This is a genomic window from Variovorax sp. V213 (assembly GCF_041154455.1).
Taxonomy (GTDB): Bacteria; Pseudomonadota; Gammaproteobacteria; order Burkholderiales; family Burkholderiaceae_C; genus Variovorax.
The window spans coordinates 4,265,293-4,283,638 of record NZ_AP028664.1 but is presented as its reverse complement, the minus strand read 5'-3'; the positions used below and the strand labels follow the sequence as shown (position 1 = coordinate 4,283,638).

Sequence of the window (18,346 nt, the reverse complement as noted above, 5' to 3'; positions counted from 1 at the left end):
CCTCCATGTCCGCCGTGTTCAATCAGCCCTCCCTGGCGCGCCGCATCGCGCCCATTTTCCAGGGCTTCGACGGCTTTCTGGCCTTTGCAGTCCTGCTGCTGGCCTTTGCCGGGCTGCTCACCATGTATTCGTCGGGCTATGACCATGGCTCGCGCTTTGCCGACCATGGCCGCAACATGCTGCTGGCCGGCTTCATCATGTTCGTGGTGGCGCAGGTGCCGCCGCAGCGGCTGATGATCTTCGCGGTGCCGCTCTATGCCACCGGGGTGGCGCTGCTGGTGGCGGTGGCGCTCTTCGGCATCACCAAGAAGGGCGCCACCCGCTGGATCAACGTCGGCGTGGTGATCCAGCCCAGCGAGATCCTCAAGATCGCGATGCCGCTGATGCTGGCCTGGTGGTTCCAGCGCCGGGAAGGCCAGTTGCGGCCGCTCGATTTCGTGGTGGCCACGGTGCTGCTGGCGGTGCCGGTGGGGCTCATCATGAAGCAGCCCGACCTGGGCACCTCGCTCTTGGTGCTCGCGGCCGGCATGGCGGTCATCTTTTTCGCCGGGCTGTCGTGGAAGCTGATCGTTCCCCCGGTGGTGATCGGCGCCATTGCCGTGACGCTGATCGTGGGCTTCGAGTCGCAGCTGTGCGCCGACGGCGTCGACTGGCGCGTGCTGCACGACTACCAGAAGCAGCGCATCTGCACGCTGCTCGACCCGAGCAAGGACCCGCTCGGCAAGGGCTTCCACATCATCCAGGGGATGATCGCCATCGGCTCGGGCGGTGTGGGCGGCAAGGGCTTCATGCAGGGCACGCAGACGCACCTCGAATTCATTCCCGAGCGCACCACCGACTTCATCTTTGCGGCGTACTCCGAGGAATTCGGCCTCGTGGGCAACCTGGCGCTGATCGCGGCCTTCATCCTGCTGATCTTCCGCGGGCTGGCCATCGCGGCCAATGCCACCACGCTGTTCTCGCGGCTCCTGGCGGGGGCGGTGACGATGATTTTCTTCACCTATGCCTTCGTCAACATGGGCATGGTGAGCGGCATCCTGCCCGTGGTGGGCGTGCCGCTGCCGTTCATCAGCTACGGTGGCACCGCCATGGTCACGCTGGGGCTGGGCCTGGGGATCCTGATGTCCATAGCCAGGGCCCGCAAGCTCGCCCAGAACTAGCGCAGTACGCAAAGCGTGGGGGCGAGCAATAATCCCCTTCATGATCTCTCGCGAACCCACCATCGAGCGCCTCGCCACGGCGCAACAGCTCCTTCTCACGCCGTTCGGCCTCGACGAATCGCACCTGGGCAAGGCCCTGGCCGAGATCACTGCGCACAAGGTGGACGACGCCGACCTGTACTTCCAGTACACGCGCAGCGAAGGCTGGAGCCTCGAAGAGGGCATCGTCAAGACCGGCAGTTTCAGCATCGACCAGGGCGTCGGCGTGCGTGCGGTCAGCGGTGAGAAAACCGCCTTCGCCTATTCGGACGACATTTCCGAGGCGTCGCTGCTCGATGCCGCGCGCACCGTGCGGTCGATTTCTTCCGCGGGCCGCACCGGCCGGGTGAAGACGGCCACGCGCAAGATCGCGTCGAGCCGGTCGCTCTACAGCGGCATCGACCCCATTTCAACGCTCGACAGCACGGCCAAGGTCAAGCTGCTCGAAAAGGTCGAAAAGCTCGCCCGTTCGCGCGATCCGCGCGTGGCGCAGGTCATGGCGGGCCTCGCGAGCGAGTACGACGTGGTGCTGGTGGCGCGCGCCGACGGCACGCTGGCGGCCGACGTGCGTCCGCTGGTGCGCCTGTCGGTCACCGTGATTGCCGAGCAGAACGGCCGGCGCGAAGTCGGCTCGGGCGGCGGTGGCGGGCGTTTCGGGCTGGCCTACTTCAACGACGAGCAGATCGCCGAATACGTCGACCAGGCCGTGAAGGCCGCACTGACCAACCTCGATGCCCGGCCGGCCCCGGCCGGCGAAATGACGGTGGTGCTCGGTTCCGGCTGGCCCGGCATCCTGCTGCACGAGGCCATCGGCCATGGCCTCGAGGGCGACTTCAACCGCAAGGGCTCGAGCGCGTTCTCGGGCCGCATCGGCCAGCGCGTGGCGGCCAAGGGCGTGACCGTGCTCGACGACGGCACCATTGCCGACCGCCGCGGGTCGCTCAATGTCGACGACGAGGGCAACGCGAGCCAACGCAACGTGCTCATCGAGGACGGCATCCTCAAGGGCTACATCCAGGATTCGCTCAACGCGCGCCTCATGAAGGTCAAGCCCACGGGCAACGGCCGCCGCGAAAGCTACGCCCACGTGCCGATGCCGCGCATGACCAACACCTACATGCTGGGCGGCGACAAGGACCCGAAGGAAATCGTCGCGAGCATCAAGAAGGGCCTGTACGCCACCAACTTCGGCGGCGGGCAGGTCGACATCACCAGCGGCAAGTTCGTGTTCTCCGCGAGCGAAGCCTACTGGGTCGAGAACGGAAAGATCCAGTACCCGGTGAAGGGCGCGACCATCGTGGGCAACGGCCCGGACGCGCTCACCCGCGTGACGATGATCGGCAACGACATGGCGCTCGATTCCGGCGTGGGCACCTGCGGCAAGGAAGGCCAGAGCGTGCCGGTCGGGGTGGGCCAGCCCACCTTGCGCATCGATGGTTTGACCGTAGGCGGCACGGCCTGAGAGCTTGCTAAGCTTCGCTCCTACGTTTTTTTACAACAAGGAGCATTCGATGAGGATCAGGATCAATTCGTCTGCGGCTCTGTGGGCCGTGACTGCCGCAGTGGCATTGCTGGCAACGGCCGGCTGCGCATCGCGCGGCGGTTCGGGCACCAGCCAACCCGCAGCCGCGCCCGCTGCCGCCCCTGCGACACCGGCCCGCGCAGGCGCCAAGGCCGGGATGGATGCGCAGGGCAACGTGATCGATTCCTCCAAGGTCGAAGCCGGCAGCGGCCGCACCGTCAAGGGCCTGAACGGCTACGAAGGCGAGATCACCGGCAACCCGACGCGCAACAGCAGGTTCAACCGGCTGCAGATCGGCATGAGCGCCAGGCAGGTCACCGACATTGCCGGCCAGCCGACCGACCAGGGCGCCTATGTGACGGGCAAGGCCTTCATTCCGTTCTATTTCGGCGGCGATCGCCACCGCTACGAGATGACCTACAAGGGCCAGGGCCGGCTGGTTTTCGCGGGTGGCGGCATGGGTGACTACTCGGGCGGCAACCTGATCTGGATCATCCACAACGCCAACGAATCCGGGTACCGCTGAGCTTTCGGAGCCGGGCCCTTGCCTGGCTTTCTGTTTTCCGTGCTACATTTCGCCCACATGTCCGCCCTCCGCGCTTATTTCTTTGCCTACTTTTGGTTCCCGGTTTCCGGCGGACGAGAGGCGAGCGCGTAAAGCAAACGAACACCCTCCCAAAACCGCCGGCGCCTCGAGCCCCGGCGGTTTTTTTATGCCCTGACGATCTTCACCCACAAGGAAAACACCATGAGCACGAACACTGCCCCGACCAGCGACAGCTGGTATGCGAGCGTCGAAAAAACCAGCAAGACCGACGACGAACGCATCAAGGACATCAACGTGCTGCCCCCTCCCGAACATCTGATCCGCTTCTTTCCGATTCGCGGCACGCCGGTCGAAACGCTGATCGAAGGCACGCGCCGCAACATCCACAACATCATGGCGGGCAAGGATGACCGGCTGCTGGTGGTCATGGGCCCCTGTTCGATCCACGACCCGGCCGCGGCGCTCGAATACGCCCGCCGCCTGAAGGTCGAGCGCGAAAAATACGCCGGCACGCTCGAGATCGTGATGCGCGTGTACTTCGAGAAGCCGCGCACCACGGTCGGCTGGAAGGGCCTCATCAACGATCCGTACCTGGACGAGAGCTTCCGCATCGACGAAGGCCTGCGCATCGCGCGCCAGCTGCTGATCGACATCAACCGGCTGGGCCTGCCGGCGGGCAGCGAGTTTCTCGACGTGATCTCGCCGCAGTACATCGGCGACCTGATCGCCTGGGGCGCCATCGGCGCGCGCACCACCGAAAGCCAGGTGCACCGCGAACTGGCCTCGGGCCTCTCGGCACCGATCGGCTTCAAGAACGGCACCGACGGCAACATCCGCATCGCGACCGACGCCATCCAGGCGGCGGCGCGCGGGCATCACTTCCTGTCGGTGCACAAGAACGGCCAGGTCGCGATCGTGCAGACCAACGGCAATCGCGACTGCCACGTGATCCTGCGCGGCGGCAAGGCGCCGAACTACGACGCCGCGAGTGTCGAAGCTGCCTGCAAGGATCTCGAGGCCGCCAAGCTGCCGCCCTCGCTGATGGTCGATTGCAGCCACGCCAACAGCTCCAAGCAGCACCAGAAGCAGATCGACGTGGCCAAGGACATCGCCAACCAGATCGCCGGCGGTTCGAACCGTGTCTTCGGCGTGATGGTCGAAAGCCATCTGCAGGCCGGCGCCCAGAAGTTCTCGCCGGGCAAGGACCAGCTCTCGGGCCTCGAATACGGCAAGAGCATCACCGATGCATGCATCGGCTGGGACGACTCGGTGCAGGTGCTCGATACCCTGTCGCAGGCCGTCAAGCAGCGCAGGGGCTAAAGCATCCCGGCCAGCTCGGGCCAGTGGTGGCGCATCGCGGTGGCTTCATCGCTGTCGGGCGGCACCAGGGAAAAGTCGGCGAAGTCGAAGCCAGGCCCGACCATGCAGGCGACCAGCGTGTAGTCGCCGCTGGCGTGGCCCTGGATCGGGCGGGCGGCCTGCCACTGGCCGGCCGGCACCACATGCTGGGGGCGCGTGCCGTGCGCGTCGACCGGGCCCAGGCGCACATGGGCCGGTGCGGTGCGCAGGGCGGCGTCGCAGGTCCAGAGCGCCAGCGGCACGCCTTCCAGGTGCACCCAGACTTCGTCCGACAGCACCCGGTGCCAGCGCGAATGCTGGCCCGCCTCGAGCAGGAAGTAGATGCTGGTGAGCGCGCTGCGCGGCGCGCGGCCGTCGGTCGGCACGACGCTCGCCGCCGATCGGAAGACCTCGCTGTACCAGCCCCCCTCGGGGTGGGGCTGCAGCTTCAGGCTCTCGATCAGTTCCCGCGCGCGCATGGCGGTCATGATGTCGAGGAGGTGGCGCGGAGTGCCGCAAGCAGTTTGTCGTGCACGCCGCCGAAGCCGCCGTTGCTCATGCAGACGATGTGATCGCCGGGGCGTGCCGCGGCAACGATCTGCGCGACCAGCGGCTCGATGGCGCCGGCCACCTGCGCGCGCTCGCCCATGGGAGCGAGGGCCGCGGCGGCGTCCCAGTCGAGCCCGGCCGTGTGGCAGAACGACCGGTCAGCCGCTTCCAGGCTCCACGGCAGCTGCGCGGCCATGACGCCCAGCTTCATCGTGTTGCTGCGTGGCTCGAAGGCGGCAAGGATGCGCTCGCCTTGCTTGCCGGCGGCATCGAGCTTCTTGCGCAGACCGTCGAGCGTGGTGCGGATGGCGGTGGGGTGGTGGGCGAAATCGTCATACACGGTGATCGCGCCGCCGCTGCCTTCGACCGTCCCGCGCAGTTCCATCCGGCGGCGGACGTTTCGAAAACTGCCGAGCGCGCGGGCCGCATCGGCCGGCGCCACGCCCACGTGCTCGGCGGCCGCAATGGCGGCCAGCGCGTTCATCTGGTTGTGCAGGCCCGAGAGTTCCCACTCGACCCGGGCCACTGCTTCGCCCTGGCGCAGCACGTCGAAGGCGTCGTGCGAGCCGCGGGCCTGCCATTCGCCGCCCGTACCAAAGCGCGCGAGTTCGCTCCAGCAGCCTTGTGCCAGCACCCGCTGCAGGCTTTCTTCGGCAGCGTTCACCACCAGCCGGCCGGTGCCGGGCACCGTACGCACGAGATGGTGGAACTGGCGCTCGATGGCGGCAAGATCGTCGAAGATGTCGGCGTGATCGAACTCGAGGTTGTTGAGGATCGCCGTGCGAGGCCGGTAGTGCACGAACTTGCTGCGCTTGTCGAAGAAGGCGGTGTCGTACTCGTCGGCTTCGATCACGAAGCCCTTTCCCGAGCCCAGCCGTGCCGACACATCGAAATTCAACGGCACGCCCCCGACCAGGAAACCGGGCGCTTGGCCGGTGGCTTCCAGCACCCAGGCCAGCATCGAGGTGGTGGTGGTCTTGCCGTGCGTGCCGGCCACGGCCAGCACATGCCGCCCCTGCAGTACCTGCTCGGCCAGCCATTGCGGGCCGCTGGTGTAGGGCTTGCCGGCGTCGAGGATGGCTTCCATCAGCGGAAACTTGGGCGTGCCGTCGGGAAGCCGGGCCCTCGACACCACGTTGCCGACCACGAACATGTCGGGCGAAAGTGCGAGCTGGTCGGCAGCGAAGCCTTCGATCAGGTCGATGCCGAGCGAGCGAAGCTGGTCGCTCATGGGCGGGTACACGCCGGCGTCGCAGCCGGTGACCCGGTGGCCCGCTTCGCGCGCCAGGGCGGCCAATCCGCCCATGAACGTGCCGCAAATGCCAAGAATATGAATGTGCATCAGGCGATTCTAGGGAGACGGCATGCGCCGCCTCGCCCTGCGGCTTGGCCTTTGTACCGATGTTCGTGTGAAGCGCGCCGTCTGCGGGCAAAATGTGCCGATGGACGCGTCCAAGCGTGAGATTGCCGCTGCAGCAGCCCGCCTCGTGGTCGAAGAGGGGCTGGAGTACGGCCCGGCCAAGCGCCGGGCGCTGCGCGACCTGGGCCTGTCGTCACGCACCCCGCTGCCCAACAACGACGAGGTGGAAGCCGAAGTCCGCGATTACATTGCGCTCTATTGCGCCGACACCCAGCCGCAGGAGTTGCATGCCTTGCGGCTGCTCGCGCTCGAATGGATGGAGCGCATGGCCGCGTTCCGTCCCCACGTGGGAGGCGCCGTCTGGCACGGCACCGCCACGCGGCTGTCAGACATTTACATTCAATTGTTCTGCGATGATTCCAAGTCGGCCGAAATTGCATTGATCGACCACCATGTGGACTACGAGCCGCGGATGGTGACCGGTTTTCATGGCGAGCAGGTGGAAGCGCTCAGCGTGCACGCCGCGAGCCGCGCGCTCGGCGAAGAGATCGGGGTGCACCTGCTGGTGTACGACCTCGACGATCTGCGCGGAGCGCTTCGGCCCGACGCCCAGGGCCGCGTGCCGCGTGGCGACCTGGCCGCGCTGCGCCGGCTGATTGAAAAAGAAAAGGACAAGTGAATGATTTCTTCGCCCACACGGCGCCGCCTTCTTTACGGCGGCGTGGCGGTCGCGGCCGCTGCGGCGGGCCTGGGCGGCGCGTGGTGGCGTGAGCGCGGCAGCGGAGCGAAGGGCGAAGCCCTCGATGCCGCTTTCTGGACCCAGCGGTTCGAGAGACCCGAGGGCGGCGAATTGGTGTTTGCCGATCTGCGCGGCAAGCCGCTGCTGCTCAACTTTTGGGCAACGTGGTGTCCTCCCTGCGTGGAGGAAATGCCCATGATTGACCGCTTCTTCCGTGAAAATGGCGCAAACGGCTGGCAAGTTGTTGGTTTGGCAATCGATCAGCCGAGCGCCGTCCGAAAATTCCTCCAGAAAACACCCGTCAGCTATCCAACCGGATTGGCTGGCCTGCAGGGAACGGAACTGGTGAAAAGCCTCGGAAATACTGGCGGCGGTTTGCCTTTCACACTCGTTCTGAGCGGCGCCGGGACCGTGGCGGCTCGTAAAATGGGCAAGCTCGAACCCGCTGACTTGGATGCTTGGCGGCGTGAACTGGTTCACGGTTAGAATCAGATACACCTCGGCATTCGCCGCCAATCGCTAAAAATCACCGATTTTTAGCCCAGTTACATCCTAATGACCGGCAAAGTCGGCACTGGAGCCTCATGGATCTGCGCAAACTCAAGACACTGATCGATTTGGTGTCGGAATCCAATATTTCCGAACTGGAAATCACCGAAACCGAAGGCAAGGTTCGCATCGTCAAGGGCGGCGGCGCTGCCCCCGTGCAGTATGTGCAAACCGTGGCGGCAGCACCGGCACCGGCTCCTGCGGCCGGTGCCCCGGCGGTGCCCGCGATTGCCAGCGCGCCGGCCCCCGAAGCCGCGCCCGCAGGCCACGCGGTCAAGTCGCCGATGGTCGGTACCTTCTACCGCTCGTCCAGCCCGGGCGCCCCGGCTTTTGTCGAGGTCGGCAGCAAGGTCAACGAGGGCGACACCATCTGCATCATCGAAGCGATGAAGATCCTCAACGAAATCGAAGCCGACAAGTCCGGCACGATCACCCAGATCCTCGGCGAAAACGGTCAGGCGGTTGAATACGGCCAGCCACTGTTCATCATCGAGTGACCATGTTCAAGAAGATCCTGGTTGCAAACCGGGGGGAAATCGCCCTCCGGATCCAGCGCGCCTGCAGCGAGCTCGGCATCAAGGCCGTGATGGTCTATTCAGAAGCCGACCGCGACGCGAAGTACGTCAAGCTCGCGCAGGAGGCCGTTTGCATCGGTCCGGCGCCGTCGTCGCTCAGTTATCTCAACATGCCGGCGATCATCTCGGCGGCCGAAGTGACGGACGCCGAGGCCATTCATCCCGGCTACGGCTTCCTGAGCGAGAACGCCAACTTCGCCGAGCGCGTGGAGCAGAGCGGTTTCCAGTTCATCGGCCCCACGCCCGACAACATCCGCACGATGGGCGACAAGGTCTCGGCCAAGCAGGCCATGATCAAGGCCGGCGTGCCTTGCGTGCCCGGCTCGGAAGGCGAGCTTTCCGACGATGCCGCCACCAACAAGCGCATTGCCCGCGCGATCGGCTACCCGGTCATCATCAAGGCGGCTGGCGGCGGCGGCGGCCGCGGCATGCGTGTGGTGCACACCGAAGCGGCGCTGATCAACGCGATCCAGATGACCAAGGCGGAGGCCGGCGCTGCATTCAACAATCCGGCCGTGTACATGGAGAAGTTTCTCCAGAACCCCCGTCACGTCGAGATCCAGATCCTGGCCGACAAGCACAAGAACGCGGTCTACCTGGGCGAGCGCGACTGCTCCATGCAGCGCCGCCACCAGAAGGTGATCGAGGAATCGCCGGCCCCCGGCATTCCGCGCAAGCTGATCGAGAAGATCGGCGAGCGCTGCGCCGCGGCCTGCAAGAAGATCGGCTATCGCGGCGCCGGCACCTTCGAGTTCCTCTATGAAAACGGCGAGTTCTATTTCATCGAAATGAACACGCGCGTGCAGGTGGAGCACCCGGTGACCGAGTTCACCACCGGCATCGACATCGTGAAGACGCAGATCATGGTGGCGGCGGGCGAGAAGCTGCCGTTCACGCAGCGCCAGATCGAGATGCGCGGCCACGCCATCGAGTGCCGCATCAACGCCGAAGACGCCTGGAAGTTCACCCCGTCGCCGGGCCGCATCACCATGTGGCACCCGCCGGGCGGCCCTGGCGTGCGCGTCGATTCGCATGCGTACACCAACTACTTCGTGCCGCCGAACTACGACTCGATGATCGGCAAGATCATTGTCTACGGCGACACGCGCGAGCAGGCCATGGCCCGCATGCGCACGGCACTGAATGAAACCGTGATCGAAGGCATCCAGACCAACATCCCGCTGCACCGCGAGCTGATGGTCGACGCCAAGTTCATGAGCGGTGGCACCAACATCCACTATCTGGAAGAGTGGCTGGCGGCGCACAAGCGCTGAACGGCACCACGGCATGTTTGAACTACGCCTCATGGCGCCGGAAGACCGGGTCGAGATGCTCGGCGATGCGCTCGACGCACTCGATGCGCTGAGCGTGTCGGTCGAAGACGCCGACGCGCAGACCGATGCCGAGCAGGCGTTGTTCGGCGAGCCCGGCATGCCGCCGCCCAAGGAAGGCTGGCAGCGTTCGCGCGTGATCGCGCTGTTTGCCGACGAAGCCCTTGCCAAAGAAGCGGCGTCGGTGCTTGCGCTGCAGGATTTCTTCGAGGGCTGCGCGGTGCTCGGCGTGGCGCCGGTGCCCGAGCAAGACTGGGTGCGGCTCACGCAATCGCAGTTTGCGCCGGTCGAGATCACGCCCGAGTTCTGGATCGTTCCCACGTGGCACGAGCCGCCCGAACAGGCGAAGCAGGTGATCCGCCTGGACCCGGGGCTTGCCTTCGGTACCGGCACGCACCCCACCACGCGCATGTGCCTGCGCTGGATCGCGAAGCAGGGCGGGTTCGCCGGCCAGCGCGTGCTCGACTACGGCTGCGGCTCCGGCATCCTCGCGATCGGCGCGGCGAAGTTCGGTGCGCTCGACATCGACGCCGTCGACATCGACGAAGCGGCCGTTTCGTCGACCCGCCTCAACGCCGAAGCCAACGGCGTGCGCCTGAACGCCGGCCTGCCTGAAGCAGCCAAGGGCCGCTACGGCACGGTGCTGGCCAACATCCTGGCCACGCCGCTCAAGGTGCTCGCGCCCCTGCTGTGCAGCCACGTGGCGCCCGGTGGGTCGCTGGTGCTGGCCGGCATCCTCGAGCGCCAGGCCGACGAGTTGAAGCAGGCCTATGCGCCGTATGCCGCGCTCGAAGTCAGCGACAGCGAGGACGGCTGGATCCTCATGACGGCGCGCTGCTGAGGACGCAGCGAGCCTGTCGTGTCGCTCTGATTCCCCTGGCGCGGCGAGGGCCCAACCCTACAATCGCCCGGTCATGAGCCTCGTCACGCGCTGCCCCGCCTGCACCACCACCTTCAAGGTGGTTCGCGACCAGCTCCGCATCTCGGATGGGTGGGTGCGTTGCGGCCGTTGCAGCCATGTGTTCGACGCCACGCTCGATCTGCACGAAGCGCCCGACGCCACGCCGCCGGCGCCTGCTGCCAGACCCGAGCCACCCGAGCGGCCTTCCGAGGAGTCCCGGAACGCGGGCGAAGACGCGGACTTCTTCGACGACGAGCCCGAGCATGGCGAGGCGACGGAATCTTCCACCCCGGTGCCGCCCGGCGAGCAGATCGAGACTCCACCGGCTGCACCGGTGTCCGAGCCCGAATCACCGCCGGCACCAGCGCCTGCATCCGCCTCGGCCTTGGTTCTGCCGGCGCACGGCATCGTCGCGGACGAGCTGTGGTCCGACTTCGAGGCCAACGAACCCGAATGGCGTCCTCCGCCCAGTTCGCTGCCGCCGTTTCCGAACATCGACCTGAATCTTGGGGCTCCTCCCTCGCTTCCGCCACCGCCTCCACCTCCCTTGCCGGCCCTGCGCCTCAAGGCCCGCGAGTTGGTGGCCTCGGCCGGCGACGAGAACGAGAAGCACGAGCCGGCGCTGGACCGCGACCAGGTGCAGATGCAGAAGGCGCTGCGCCGGGCGCGCGCCAAGTCCGCCAAGATCGCGGGCGCCAAGGCGCGGGACGAGCGCACCGCCGCCAAGGCATCGGCCTCGATGGTGCGCGAGGCGAGCGAGCCCGACCCGGTCCTCTTGCCGCTCCCCTCGCTGCGCGACGACGCCGAAGATTCCGAGCGGCTTCCGCTCTTCGGCGGCGAGGAGCCGAGCCGCGATGCCGCGGGTTTCTGGCAGCGCAGCGCGGTGCGGCGTTGGCTCTGGATTCTTGCGGTGCTTGCCGTCCTGCTGTTGGCCGTCCAGGTCTTGCGGCACGAGCGCGATGGCATCGTGGCCCGCCAGCCGAACCTTCGCCCGGCTCTTGCCGCGCTGTGCGGTTTGACCGGCTGCGAGCTCACGGCGTTGCGCCAGATCGGCGACATCGTGATCGAGGGCGCCGCCTTCGCACGCGAGAAGACCGGCAACAGCGACTACCGGCTGAGCTTCACCCTGCGCAACGGCGCCACTGTTCCCCTGGCCATGCCGGCGGTCGAGCTTTCGCTGCTCGACTCGCAGGAGCGCGCCGTGTTGCGCCGCGTGTTGACGGCCACGGACTACGGCGCGCCGGCGGTGCTTCCGCCGCGCTCCGACCAGGCCGCCTCGTTGCCGCTGGCCTTGTCCGCCACGGAGGCGGCAACGCTGCCGCCCATTGCCGGCTACCGCGTCGAAGCGTTCTATCCTTAGACCGGGTTGGCGTTCGCCCCGCTCTTTTTTCATCCATTCCCAACCAACGGTTCACCCATGGCAGCAGTGATTTGCGGTTCCCTCGCGTTCGACACCATCATGACTTTCGAGGGCCGGTTCGCCGACCAGATTCTTCCGGACCAGTTGCACATCCTCAATGTGTCGTTCCTGGTGCCAGGCCTGCGGCGTGACTTCGGCGGCTGCGCCGGCAACATTGCCTACAGCCTGAACGCGCTGGGCGGCGCGGCGTTGCCGATGGCCACGCTCGGCAGCGATGGGGCCGACTACCTGGAGCGCATGCGCGGGCTGGGCATCAGCACCGAGTTCGTGCGCCAGCTGGACGACACCTTCACGGCGCAGGCGATGATCATGAACGACGTCGACAACAACCAGATCACTGCGTTCCACCCCGGCGCCATGCAGCAGGCGCACCTCACGAAGATCGTTGCCCGCGAAGACATCCGCGTCGGCATCATCGCACCCGACGGCCGCGAAGCGATGCTGCAGCACGCGGAGCAGTTCGCCGCCGCGGGCATCCCGTTCGTGTTCGACCCGGGCCAGGGCCTGCCGATGTTCGACGGCGATGCGCTCAAGCATTTTGTCGAACTGGCCAGCTGGGTCGTCGTCAACGACTACGAAGGAAAGATGCTGTCGCAGCGCACCGGCTGGAGCCTGGCCGAGATTTCGAAGCGCGTGCGCGGCCTGGTCGTCACGCTGGCGGGCGAGGGGTGCGAGGTCTGGACCGACGGCGAACGCGAGCATGTGCCGGGCGTGACGCCCACTGCCGTGGTCGAGCCCACCGGTTGCGGCGATGCCTGGCGCGGCGCACTGCTGTTCGGCCTGGAAAAAGAATGGCCGCTCGCGCAGTGCGCGGCACTGGGCAACCGCATCGGTGCGCTCAAGATCGCGCAGCGCGGGCCGCAAAACTACCAGATCGACAGGCAGGCGCTCGGCCTCTGAGCCGCTTGTTCAGGCGCCCGTAAAAAAAGCCCGACACCGTGAGGTGCCGGGCTTTTTGCCGTCAAGGCCGCTGAGAAGCTCAGGGCTTGCTGGCCGTCGGAAACGGCCAGGCTGCCTGCGGGTTCAGCGTCGTTTGCGCAGCAGGAGCAGGCGCTGCGGCAGGGGCTGCCTTGGCAGCCTTCTTCGCAGCAGGCTTCTTGGCAGCAGCGGCAGGCTTGGCAGCGGGCTTTTTCGCGGCTTTCTTGGCCGCAGCCTTCTTGGCAGGAGCCTTCTTGGCGGCAGCCTTCTTCGCAGGGGCCTTCTTGGCAGCGGCCTTCTTCGCCGGAGCCTTCTTGGCAGCGGCCTTCTTCGCCGGAGCCTTCTTCGCCGCCGCCTTCTTGGCAGGAGCCTTCTTCGCCGGAGCCTTCTTGGCAGCGGCCTTCTTGGCCGGAGCTGCCTTCTTCGCGGCTACCTTCTTCGCAGGCGCCTTCTTGGCGGCTACCTTCTTCGCTGCGACCTTCTTGGCCGGAGCCTTCTTCGCAGCTACCTTCTTGGCGGGAGCCTTCTTAGCGGCCGCGACCTTCTTTGCCGGAGCCTTCTTTGCAGCGGCTTTCTTAGCCGGCGCTTTCTTTGCAGTTGCCATTTCTATTTCTCCTTGATCAAGTTGAAAAAATCAACCTATTGAAGCACTCCACGCACGTTGGTAGCGCGAAGCGATTCATGGCGTTGGAATCTGAGCCCCAGCACCATGAACACCTGAGCCCTCGTCCATGCCGCGCTCTTCGGCGCGATCGGTGGCAAGGGCAATTCTTGAATTCATTAATTCTTGTCGGAAAGATTCAATCCCACGAGAGCGCGCCACCCGATTGGTACTCGATCACGCGGGTCTCGAAAAAGTTGCGCTCTTTCTTCAGGTCAATCATCTCGCTCATCCAGGGGAACGGGTTTTCCTCGTTCGGGAAGAGCGTTTCGAGGCCGATCTGCTGTGCCCGCCGATTGGCGATGTAGCGCAGGTAGCCCTTGAACATGGAGGCGTTCATGCCGAGCACACCACGCGGCATGGTGTCTTCGGCGTATTTGTACTCGAGCTCGACGGCCTTCATGAAGAGGGCCTTGATATCCGCCTTGAACTCGTTGGTCCAGAGGCCGGGGTTCTCGAGCTTGAGCTGGTTGATCAGGTCGATGCCGAAATTGCAGTGCATCGATTCGTCGCGCAGGATGTACTGGTACTGCTCGGCGGCGCCGGTCATCTTGTTCTGGCGGCCCAGCGCGAGGATCTGCGTGAAGCCGACGTAGAAGAACAGGCCTTCCATCAGGCAGGCGAACACGATGAGCGACTTGAGCAGCGTCTGGTCGGTTTCGTGCGTACCGGTCTTGAAGTGGGGGTCGCTGATGGCGTCGATGAACGGGATCAGGAACTGGTCCTTCTCGCGGATCGACGGCACTTCGTTGTAGGCGTTGAAGATTTCGCTCTCGTCCAGGCCGAGCGACTCGACGATGTACTGGTACGCGTGCGTGTGGATCGCTTCTTCGAATGCCTGGCGCAGCAGGAACTGGCGGCATTCGGGGGCCGTGATGTGGCGGTAGGTGCCCAGCACGATGTTGTTGGCGGCCAGCGAGTCGGCGGTCACGAAGAAGCCGAGGTTGCGCTTGACGATGCGGCGCTCGTCTTCGGTCAGGCCGTTCGGGTCTTTCCACAACGCGATGTCGCGCGTCATGTTCACCTCTTGCGGCATCCAGTGGTTGGCGCAGGTGGCCAGGTACTTTTCCCAGGCCCACTTGTACTTGAACGGCACCAGCTGGTTGACGTCGGTCTGGCCGTTGATGATGCGCTTGTCGGACGCCTTGACGCGCTGCGCAGCGACGGGAGCTGCTGTGGGCTGCTGTGCAATCGACGAAGTCGGAGCGTCCACCGATCGGCCTGCGGTCATGCCGCTGGTCGATGCGTGGTGTTGCTGCAATCCTTGTTGCATATCCTTTGATAAGGAGGGCTTGACTTCTTCGTCCCAGGTCAACATAGAAAAATCCAATGCTCAATTATCGGAGCAACGATGTGAGTTGCAAAGTGCTCGTTCACATCGCGCTCCATTTATGTGGTTGTTATGTTGCTCTCATGCATCGCGCGATGTCAGTCGATGCCGTGATCGACTGAGAGTTCGCGCGTCGTGCATGCACCTCTCGCTGACTTCACGGGCGCGTCATTGGCATGCTTCGCAAGTCGGATCGTCGACGCCGCAGAACGCGATGTCGGTTGCGGGCATCGCACTCATCTGCGCCTTCGCTGCGGCCGCTGCGGCTTCGAGCGCGCTCATGCCCGAGGGTGCATCGCTGCCCGACGACACCGCATTGAGGCGGCCCGATTGCACGGTCGACTTTTCGGCGTGCGTCGCGCTCTGCGTGCGCAGGTAGTAGGTCGTCTTCAGGCCGCGCAGCCATGCGAGCTTGTAGGTGTCGTCGAGCTTCTTGCCCGATGCGCCGGCCATGTAGATGTTGAGCGACTGTGCCTGGTCGATCCACTTCTGGCGGCGCGCGGCGGCTTCGACCAGCCACGTGGTCTCGACTTCGAACGCGGTGGCGTAGAGCGCCTTCACGTCTTGCGGCACGCGGTCGATCGGGCGCAGCGAACCGTCGAAGTGCTTCAGGTCCATCACCATCACGTCGTCCCACAGGCCCAGGCGCTTCAGGTCGCGCACCAGGTAATGGTTGATGACTGTGAACTCGCCCGACAGGTTCGACTTGACCGAGAGGTTGCCGAAGCAGGGCTCGATGGACGCATCGACGCCGATGATGTTGGAGATCGTCGCGGTCGGGGCGATGGCCACGCAGTTCGAGTTGCGCATGCCGTCGGCCTTGATCTTCTGGCGCAGCGCGTCCCAGTCGAGCGTGGCCGAGCGGTCGACTTCGACGTAGCCGCCGCGGGCCTTCTCGAGCAGCTCGAGGGTGTCGATCGGCAGGATGCCCTTGTCCCACAGCGAGCCCTTGTAGCTCGAGTACTTGCCGCGCTCGCGCGCCAGCTCGGTCGACGCCCAGTAGGCGTGGTAGCAGATCGCTTCCATCGACTCATCGGCAAACTGAACGGCTTCCTGCGAGGCGTAGGGAATGCGCAGTTCGTACAGCGCGTCCTGGAAGCCCATCAGGCCCAGGCCGACCGGCCGGTGGCGCAGGTTCGAGTCGCGCGCCTTCTTCACGGCGTAGTAGTTGATGTCGATCACGTTGTCGAGCATGCGCATCGCGGTGGCGATGGTCTTCTTGAGCTTGTCGTGGTCGACCTTGCCGTCCTTCAGGTGCTGCAGCAGGTTCACGGACCCCAGGTTGCAGACGGCGGTTTCGGTGTCGCTGGTGTTCAGCGTGATCTCGGTGCACAGGTTCGACGAGTGAACCACGCCGGCGTGCTGCTGCGGCGAGCGCACGTTGCAGGCATCCTTGAAGGTGATCCACGGATGGCCGGTCTCGAACAGCATCGTGAGCATCTTGCGCCACAGGTCCGACGCCTGGATGGTGCGCGCGGGCTTGATCTCGCCGCGCGCGGCCTTTTCTTCATAGGCCACGTAGGCCTTCTCGAAGTCGGCGCCGAACAGGTCGTGCAGGTCGGGCACGTTCGAGGGCGAGAACAGCGTCCAGGTGCCCTTTTCCATCACGCGGCGCATGAACAGGTCGGGGATCCAGTTGGCCGTGTTCATGTCGTGCGTGCGGCGGCGGTCGTCGCCGGTGTTCTTGCGCAGCTCCAGGAATTCCTCGATGTCGAGGTGCCAGGTTTCGAGGTAGGTGCAGACCGCGCCCTTGCGCTTGCCGCCCTGGTTCACCGCCACGGCCGTGTCGTTCACCACCTTCAGGAACGGCACCACGCCCTGCGATTCGCCGTTGGTGCCCTTGATGTGGCTGCCGAGCGCGCGCACGCGGGTCCAGTCGTTGCCCAGGCCGCCGGCGAATTTCGACAGCAGCGCGTTTTCCTTGATTGACTCGTAGATGCCGTCCAGGTCGTCCGGCACGGTGGTCAGGTAGCAGCTGGACAGCTGCGAACGCAGCGTACCGGCGTTGAACAGCGTGGGCGTGCTCGACATGAAGTCGAAGGACGACAGCACTTCGTAGAACTCGATGGCGCGGGCTTCGCGGTCGATTTCATTCAGCGAGAGGCCCATGGCCACGCGCATGAAGAAGGCCTGCGGCAGCTCGATGCGGTTCTTGCGCACGTGCAGGAAGTAGCGGTCGTACAGCGTCTGCAGGCCGAGGTAGTCGAACTGGTTGTCGCGCTCGGCCTTGAGCGCAGCGCCCAGGCGGGGCAGGTCGTACTGCAGCAGCTTCTCGTCGAGCAGCTCGTTCTCGACGCCCTTCTTGATGAACTGCGGGAAGTAGTCGGCGTAGGTCTGCGCACGCTCGGCGGGCATGACTTCGCGGCCGATGATTTCCTTGAAGATCGTGTGCAGCAGCAGGCGGGCGGTCGCGAAGGTGTAGTCGGGATCCTTCTCGATGAGCGTGCGGGCGGCCAGGATCGAGGCCTTGTAGACCTCGTCGAGCGGCACGCCGTCATACAGGTTGCGCATCGTCTCGGCGACGATCGGTGCGGCGGTGATGCCGTCGCCGAGGCCCTCGCAGGCCGATTCGATCAGGCCCTTGAGTTCGTTCAGGTCGAGCGCGACGCGTTCGCCGCCGTCCAGCACGTGCAGCAGCGGCGTGGCCTGCGCTTCCTGCGCGCCTTGCTTGGAGCGCTCCTGCGTGCGGCGTTCGCGGTACAGCACGTAGGCGCGCGCGATTTCGTGGTGGCCGCCGCGCATCAGGCCGAGTTCGACCTGGTCTTGCACGTCTTCGATGTGGAAGGTGCCGCCGCCCGGACGCGAGCGGACCATGGCGCGGATCACGCCTTGCGTGAGGGTGTCGACCGTTTCGCGCACGCTGGCCGAAGCCGCGCCCTGGGTGCCGTGCACCGCCAGGAAGGCTTTCATCATCGCGATGGCGATCTTGTTGGGTTCGAAGGGAACCACGGCGCCGTTGCGGCGAATGATCTGGTAGTGCGCGAGGTTCTGGGCGGTGGTGGGGCCCGCGGCGTCGCGTTGCTGGGACGGCGTGGAGGGAACGGCACGCGGGGTCGATGGGGTGTTCAGGGCAGTTTGCATTCGCTTCCTCTCGGTTGGCAATTCTTGTTGGATGGCAGCGCCTTGGCTGGGCGTTGCGCCGGCGTTGTTGACCGGACGGAGGACACTATATCTAGGGTGCCGAGGGTCTACAAGCCACTACAGGTAGTGTTTTGCAGAAGTTTAACCCCTACGGGTATTTCTCTAGGATTCGGCATACGGCCATCGGTGCCGCGTGAATACTGGCCTATGGTCGCGCAGGCCGCATGGGGCGTGGCCTGCCGGACGATTTGGGCCTGCAAGGCGCATGGTTGCTACGCTGCGCGCCGGCATTTGCGAAACGTGGGCGGCTCAAGCACAGCGCATCG

General features: G+C 65.4%; 16 protein-coding genes. 11 read left to right on the top strand and 5 right to left on the bottom strand.

Going from position 1 to position 18,346, the window contains the following annotated elements; translation table 11 throughout:
- The first annotated feature begins 5 nt into the window (after nucleotides 1-5).
- The 4 genes from rodA to ACAM55_RS20330 all read left to right on the top strand — a co-directional run bounded on the left by rodA (nucleotide 6) and on the right by ACAM55_RS20330 (nucleotide 4,588).
- Nucleotides 6-1,160 (top strand): rod shape-determining protein RodA, encoded by a 1,155-nt coding sequence (rodA, locus tag ACAM55_RS20345; RefSeq protein WP_369653267.1) that lies wholly within the window; start codon nucleotides 6-8, stop codon nucleotides 1,158-1,160.
- Nucleotides 1,161-1,200: 40 nt separating this feature from the next.
- The gene (gene tldD, locus ACAM55_RS20340) at nucleotides 1,201-2,661 is read left to right on the top strand and encodes a metalloprotease TldD (RefSeq protein ID WP_369653266.1); all 1,461 of its coding nucleotides are present in this window, start codon (nucleotides 1,201-1,203) and stop codon (nucleotides 2,659-2,661) included.
- Between the two features lie 49 nt (nucleotides 2,662-2,710).
- A complete protein-coding gene (locus ACAM55_RS20335) occupies nucleotides 2,711-3,247 on the top strand; it encodes a hypothetical protein (RefSeq protein ID WP_369653265.1) in 537 nt (178 codons plus the stop codon).
- Nucleotides 3,248-3,469: 222 nt separating this feature from the next.
- Nucleotides 3,470-4,588, top strand: coding sequence for a 3-deoxy-7-phosphoheptulonate synthase (locus ACAM55_RS20330; RefSeq protein WP_369653264.1), 1,119 nt, complete (start codon nucleotides 3,470-3,472; stop codon nucleotides 4,586-4,588).
- On the opposite strand, the gene ACAM55_RS20325 is transcribed toward ACAM55_RS20330, so the two are convergent.
- The gene (locus ACAM55_RS20325) at nucleotides 4,585-5,094 is read right to left on the bottom strand and encodes a cupin domain-containing protein (protein WP_369653263.1); all 510 of its coding nucleotides are present in this window, start codon (nucleotides 5,092-5,094) and stop codon (nucleotides 4,585-4,587) included. The two genes, ACAM55_RS20330 and ACAM55_RS20325, sit on opposite strands and share 4 nt — an antisense overlap.
- Nucleotides 5,091-6,497, bottom strand: coding sequence for a UDP-N-acetylmuramate:L-alanyl-gamma-D-glutamyl-meso-diaminopimelate ligase (gene mpl / locus ACAM55_RS20320; protein ID WP_369653262.1), 1,407 nt, complete (start codon nucleotides 6,495-6,497; stop codon nucleotides 5,091-5,093). The genes ACAM55_RS20325 and mpl overlap by 4 nt, the downstream gene beginning before the upstream one ends.
- Before the next feature lie 100 nt (nucleotides 6,498-6,597).
- Here mpl and ACAM55_RS20315 point away from each other — a divergent pair, with 100 nt between their 5' ends.
- The 7 genes from ACAM55_RS20315 (at nucleotide 6,598) to ACAM55_RS20285 (ending at nucleotide 12,930) form a co-directional block, all read left to right on the top strand.
- The gene (locus ACAM55_RS20315) at nucleotides 6,598-7,194 is read left to right on the top strand and encodes a hypothetical protein (protein WP_369656438.1); all 597 of its coding nucleotides are present in this window, start codon (nucleotides 6,598-6,600) and stop codon (nucleotides 7,192-7,194) included.
- Nucleotides 7,195-7,740 (top strand): TlpA family protein disulfide reductase, encoded by a 546-nt coding sequence (locus tag ACAM55_RS20310; RefSeq protein ID WP_369653261.1) that lies wholly within the window; start codon nucleotides 7,195-7,197, stop codon nucleotides 7,738-7,740.
- 98 nt (nucleotides 7,741-7,838) lie between these two features.
- On the top strand, nucleotides 7,839-8,300 hold the full coding sequence (gene accB / locus ACAM55_RS20305) for an acetyl-CoA carboxylase biotin carboxyl carrier protein (RefSeq protein WP_369653260.1): 462 nt from the start codon (nucleotides 7,839-7,841) through the stop codon (nucleotides 8,298-8,300).
- Nucleotides 8,301-8,302: 2 nt separating this feature from the next.
- Entirely contained in the window at nucleotides 8,303-9,652 is a 1,350-nt protein-coding gene (accC, locus tag ACAM55_RS20300; protein WP_055801743.1) for an acetyl-CoA carboxylase biotin carboxylase subunit, read from the top strand.
- Nucleotides 9,653-9,665: 13 nt separating this feature from the next.
- Nucleotides 9,666-10,550, top strand: a complete 885-nt coding sequence (prmA, locus tag ACAM55_RS20295) for a 50S ribosomal protein L11 methyltransferase (RefSeq protein WP_369653259.1) — start codon at nucleotides 9,666-9,668, stop codon at nucleotides 10,548-10,550.
- A 73-nt stretch (nucleotides 10,551-10,623) separates the two neighbouring features.
- Entirely contained in the window at nucleotides 10,624-11,970 is a 1,347-nt protein-coding gene (locus ACAM55_RS20290) for a zinc-ribbon and DUF3426 domain-containing protein (protein WP_369653258.1), read from the top strand.
- 57 nt (nucleotides 11,971-12,027) lie between these two features.
- A complete protein-coding gene (locus ACAM55_RS20285) occupies nucleotides 12,028-12,930 on the top strand; it encodes a carbohydrate kinase family protein (protein ID WP_369653257.1) in 903 nt (300 codons plus the stop codon).
- Between the two features lie 79 nt (nucleotides 12,931-13,009).
- Here ACAM55_RS20285 and ACAM55_RS20280 read toward each other — a convergent pair whose 3' ends face one another.
- The 3 genes from ACAM55_RS20280 to ACAM55_RS20270 form a co-directional block, all read right to left on the bottom strand.
- A complete protein-coding gene (locus tag ACAM55_RS20280) occupies nucleotides 13,010-13,552 on the bottom strand; it encodes a histone H1-like DNA-binding protein (RefSeq protein ID WP_369653256.1) in 543 nt (180 codons plus the stop codon).
- 196 nt (nucleotides 13,553-13,748) lie between these two features.
- Nucleotides 13,749-14,927: a ribonucleotide-diphosphate reductase subunit beta gene (locus tag ACAM55_RS20275; protein WP_369653255.1), complete on the bottom strand. Its 1,179-nt coding sequence runs from the start codon at nucleotides 14,925-14,927 to the stop codon at nucleotides 13,749-13,751.
- A gap of 180 nt (nucleotides 14,928-15,107) precedes the next feature.
- A complete protein-coding gene (locus ACAM55_RS20270) occupies nucleotides 15,108-18,020 on the bottom strand; it encodes a ribonucleoside-diphosphate reductase subunit alpha (RefSeq protein WP_369653254.1) in 2,913 nt (970 codons plus the stop codon).
- Nucleotides 18,021-18,346 lie beyond the last annotated feature (326 nt).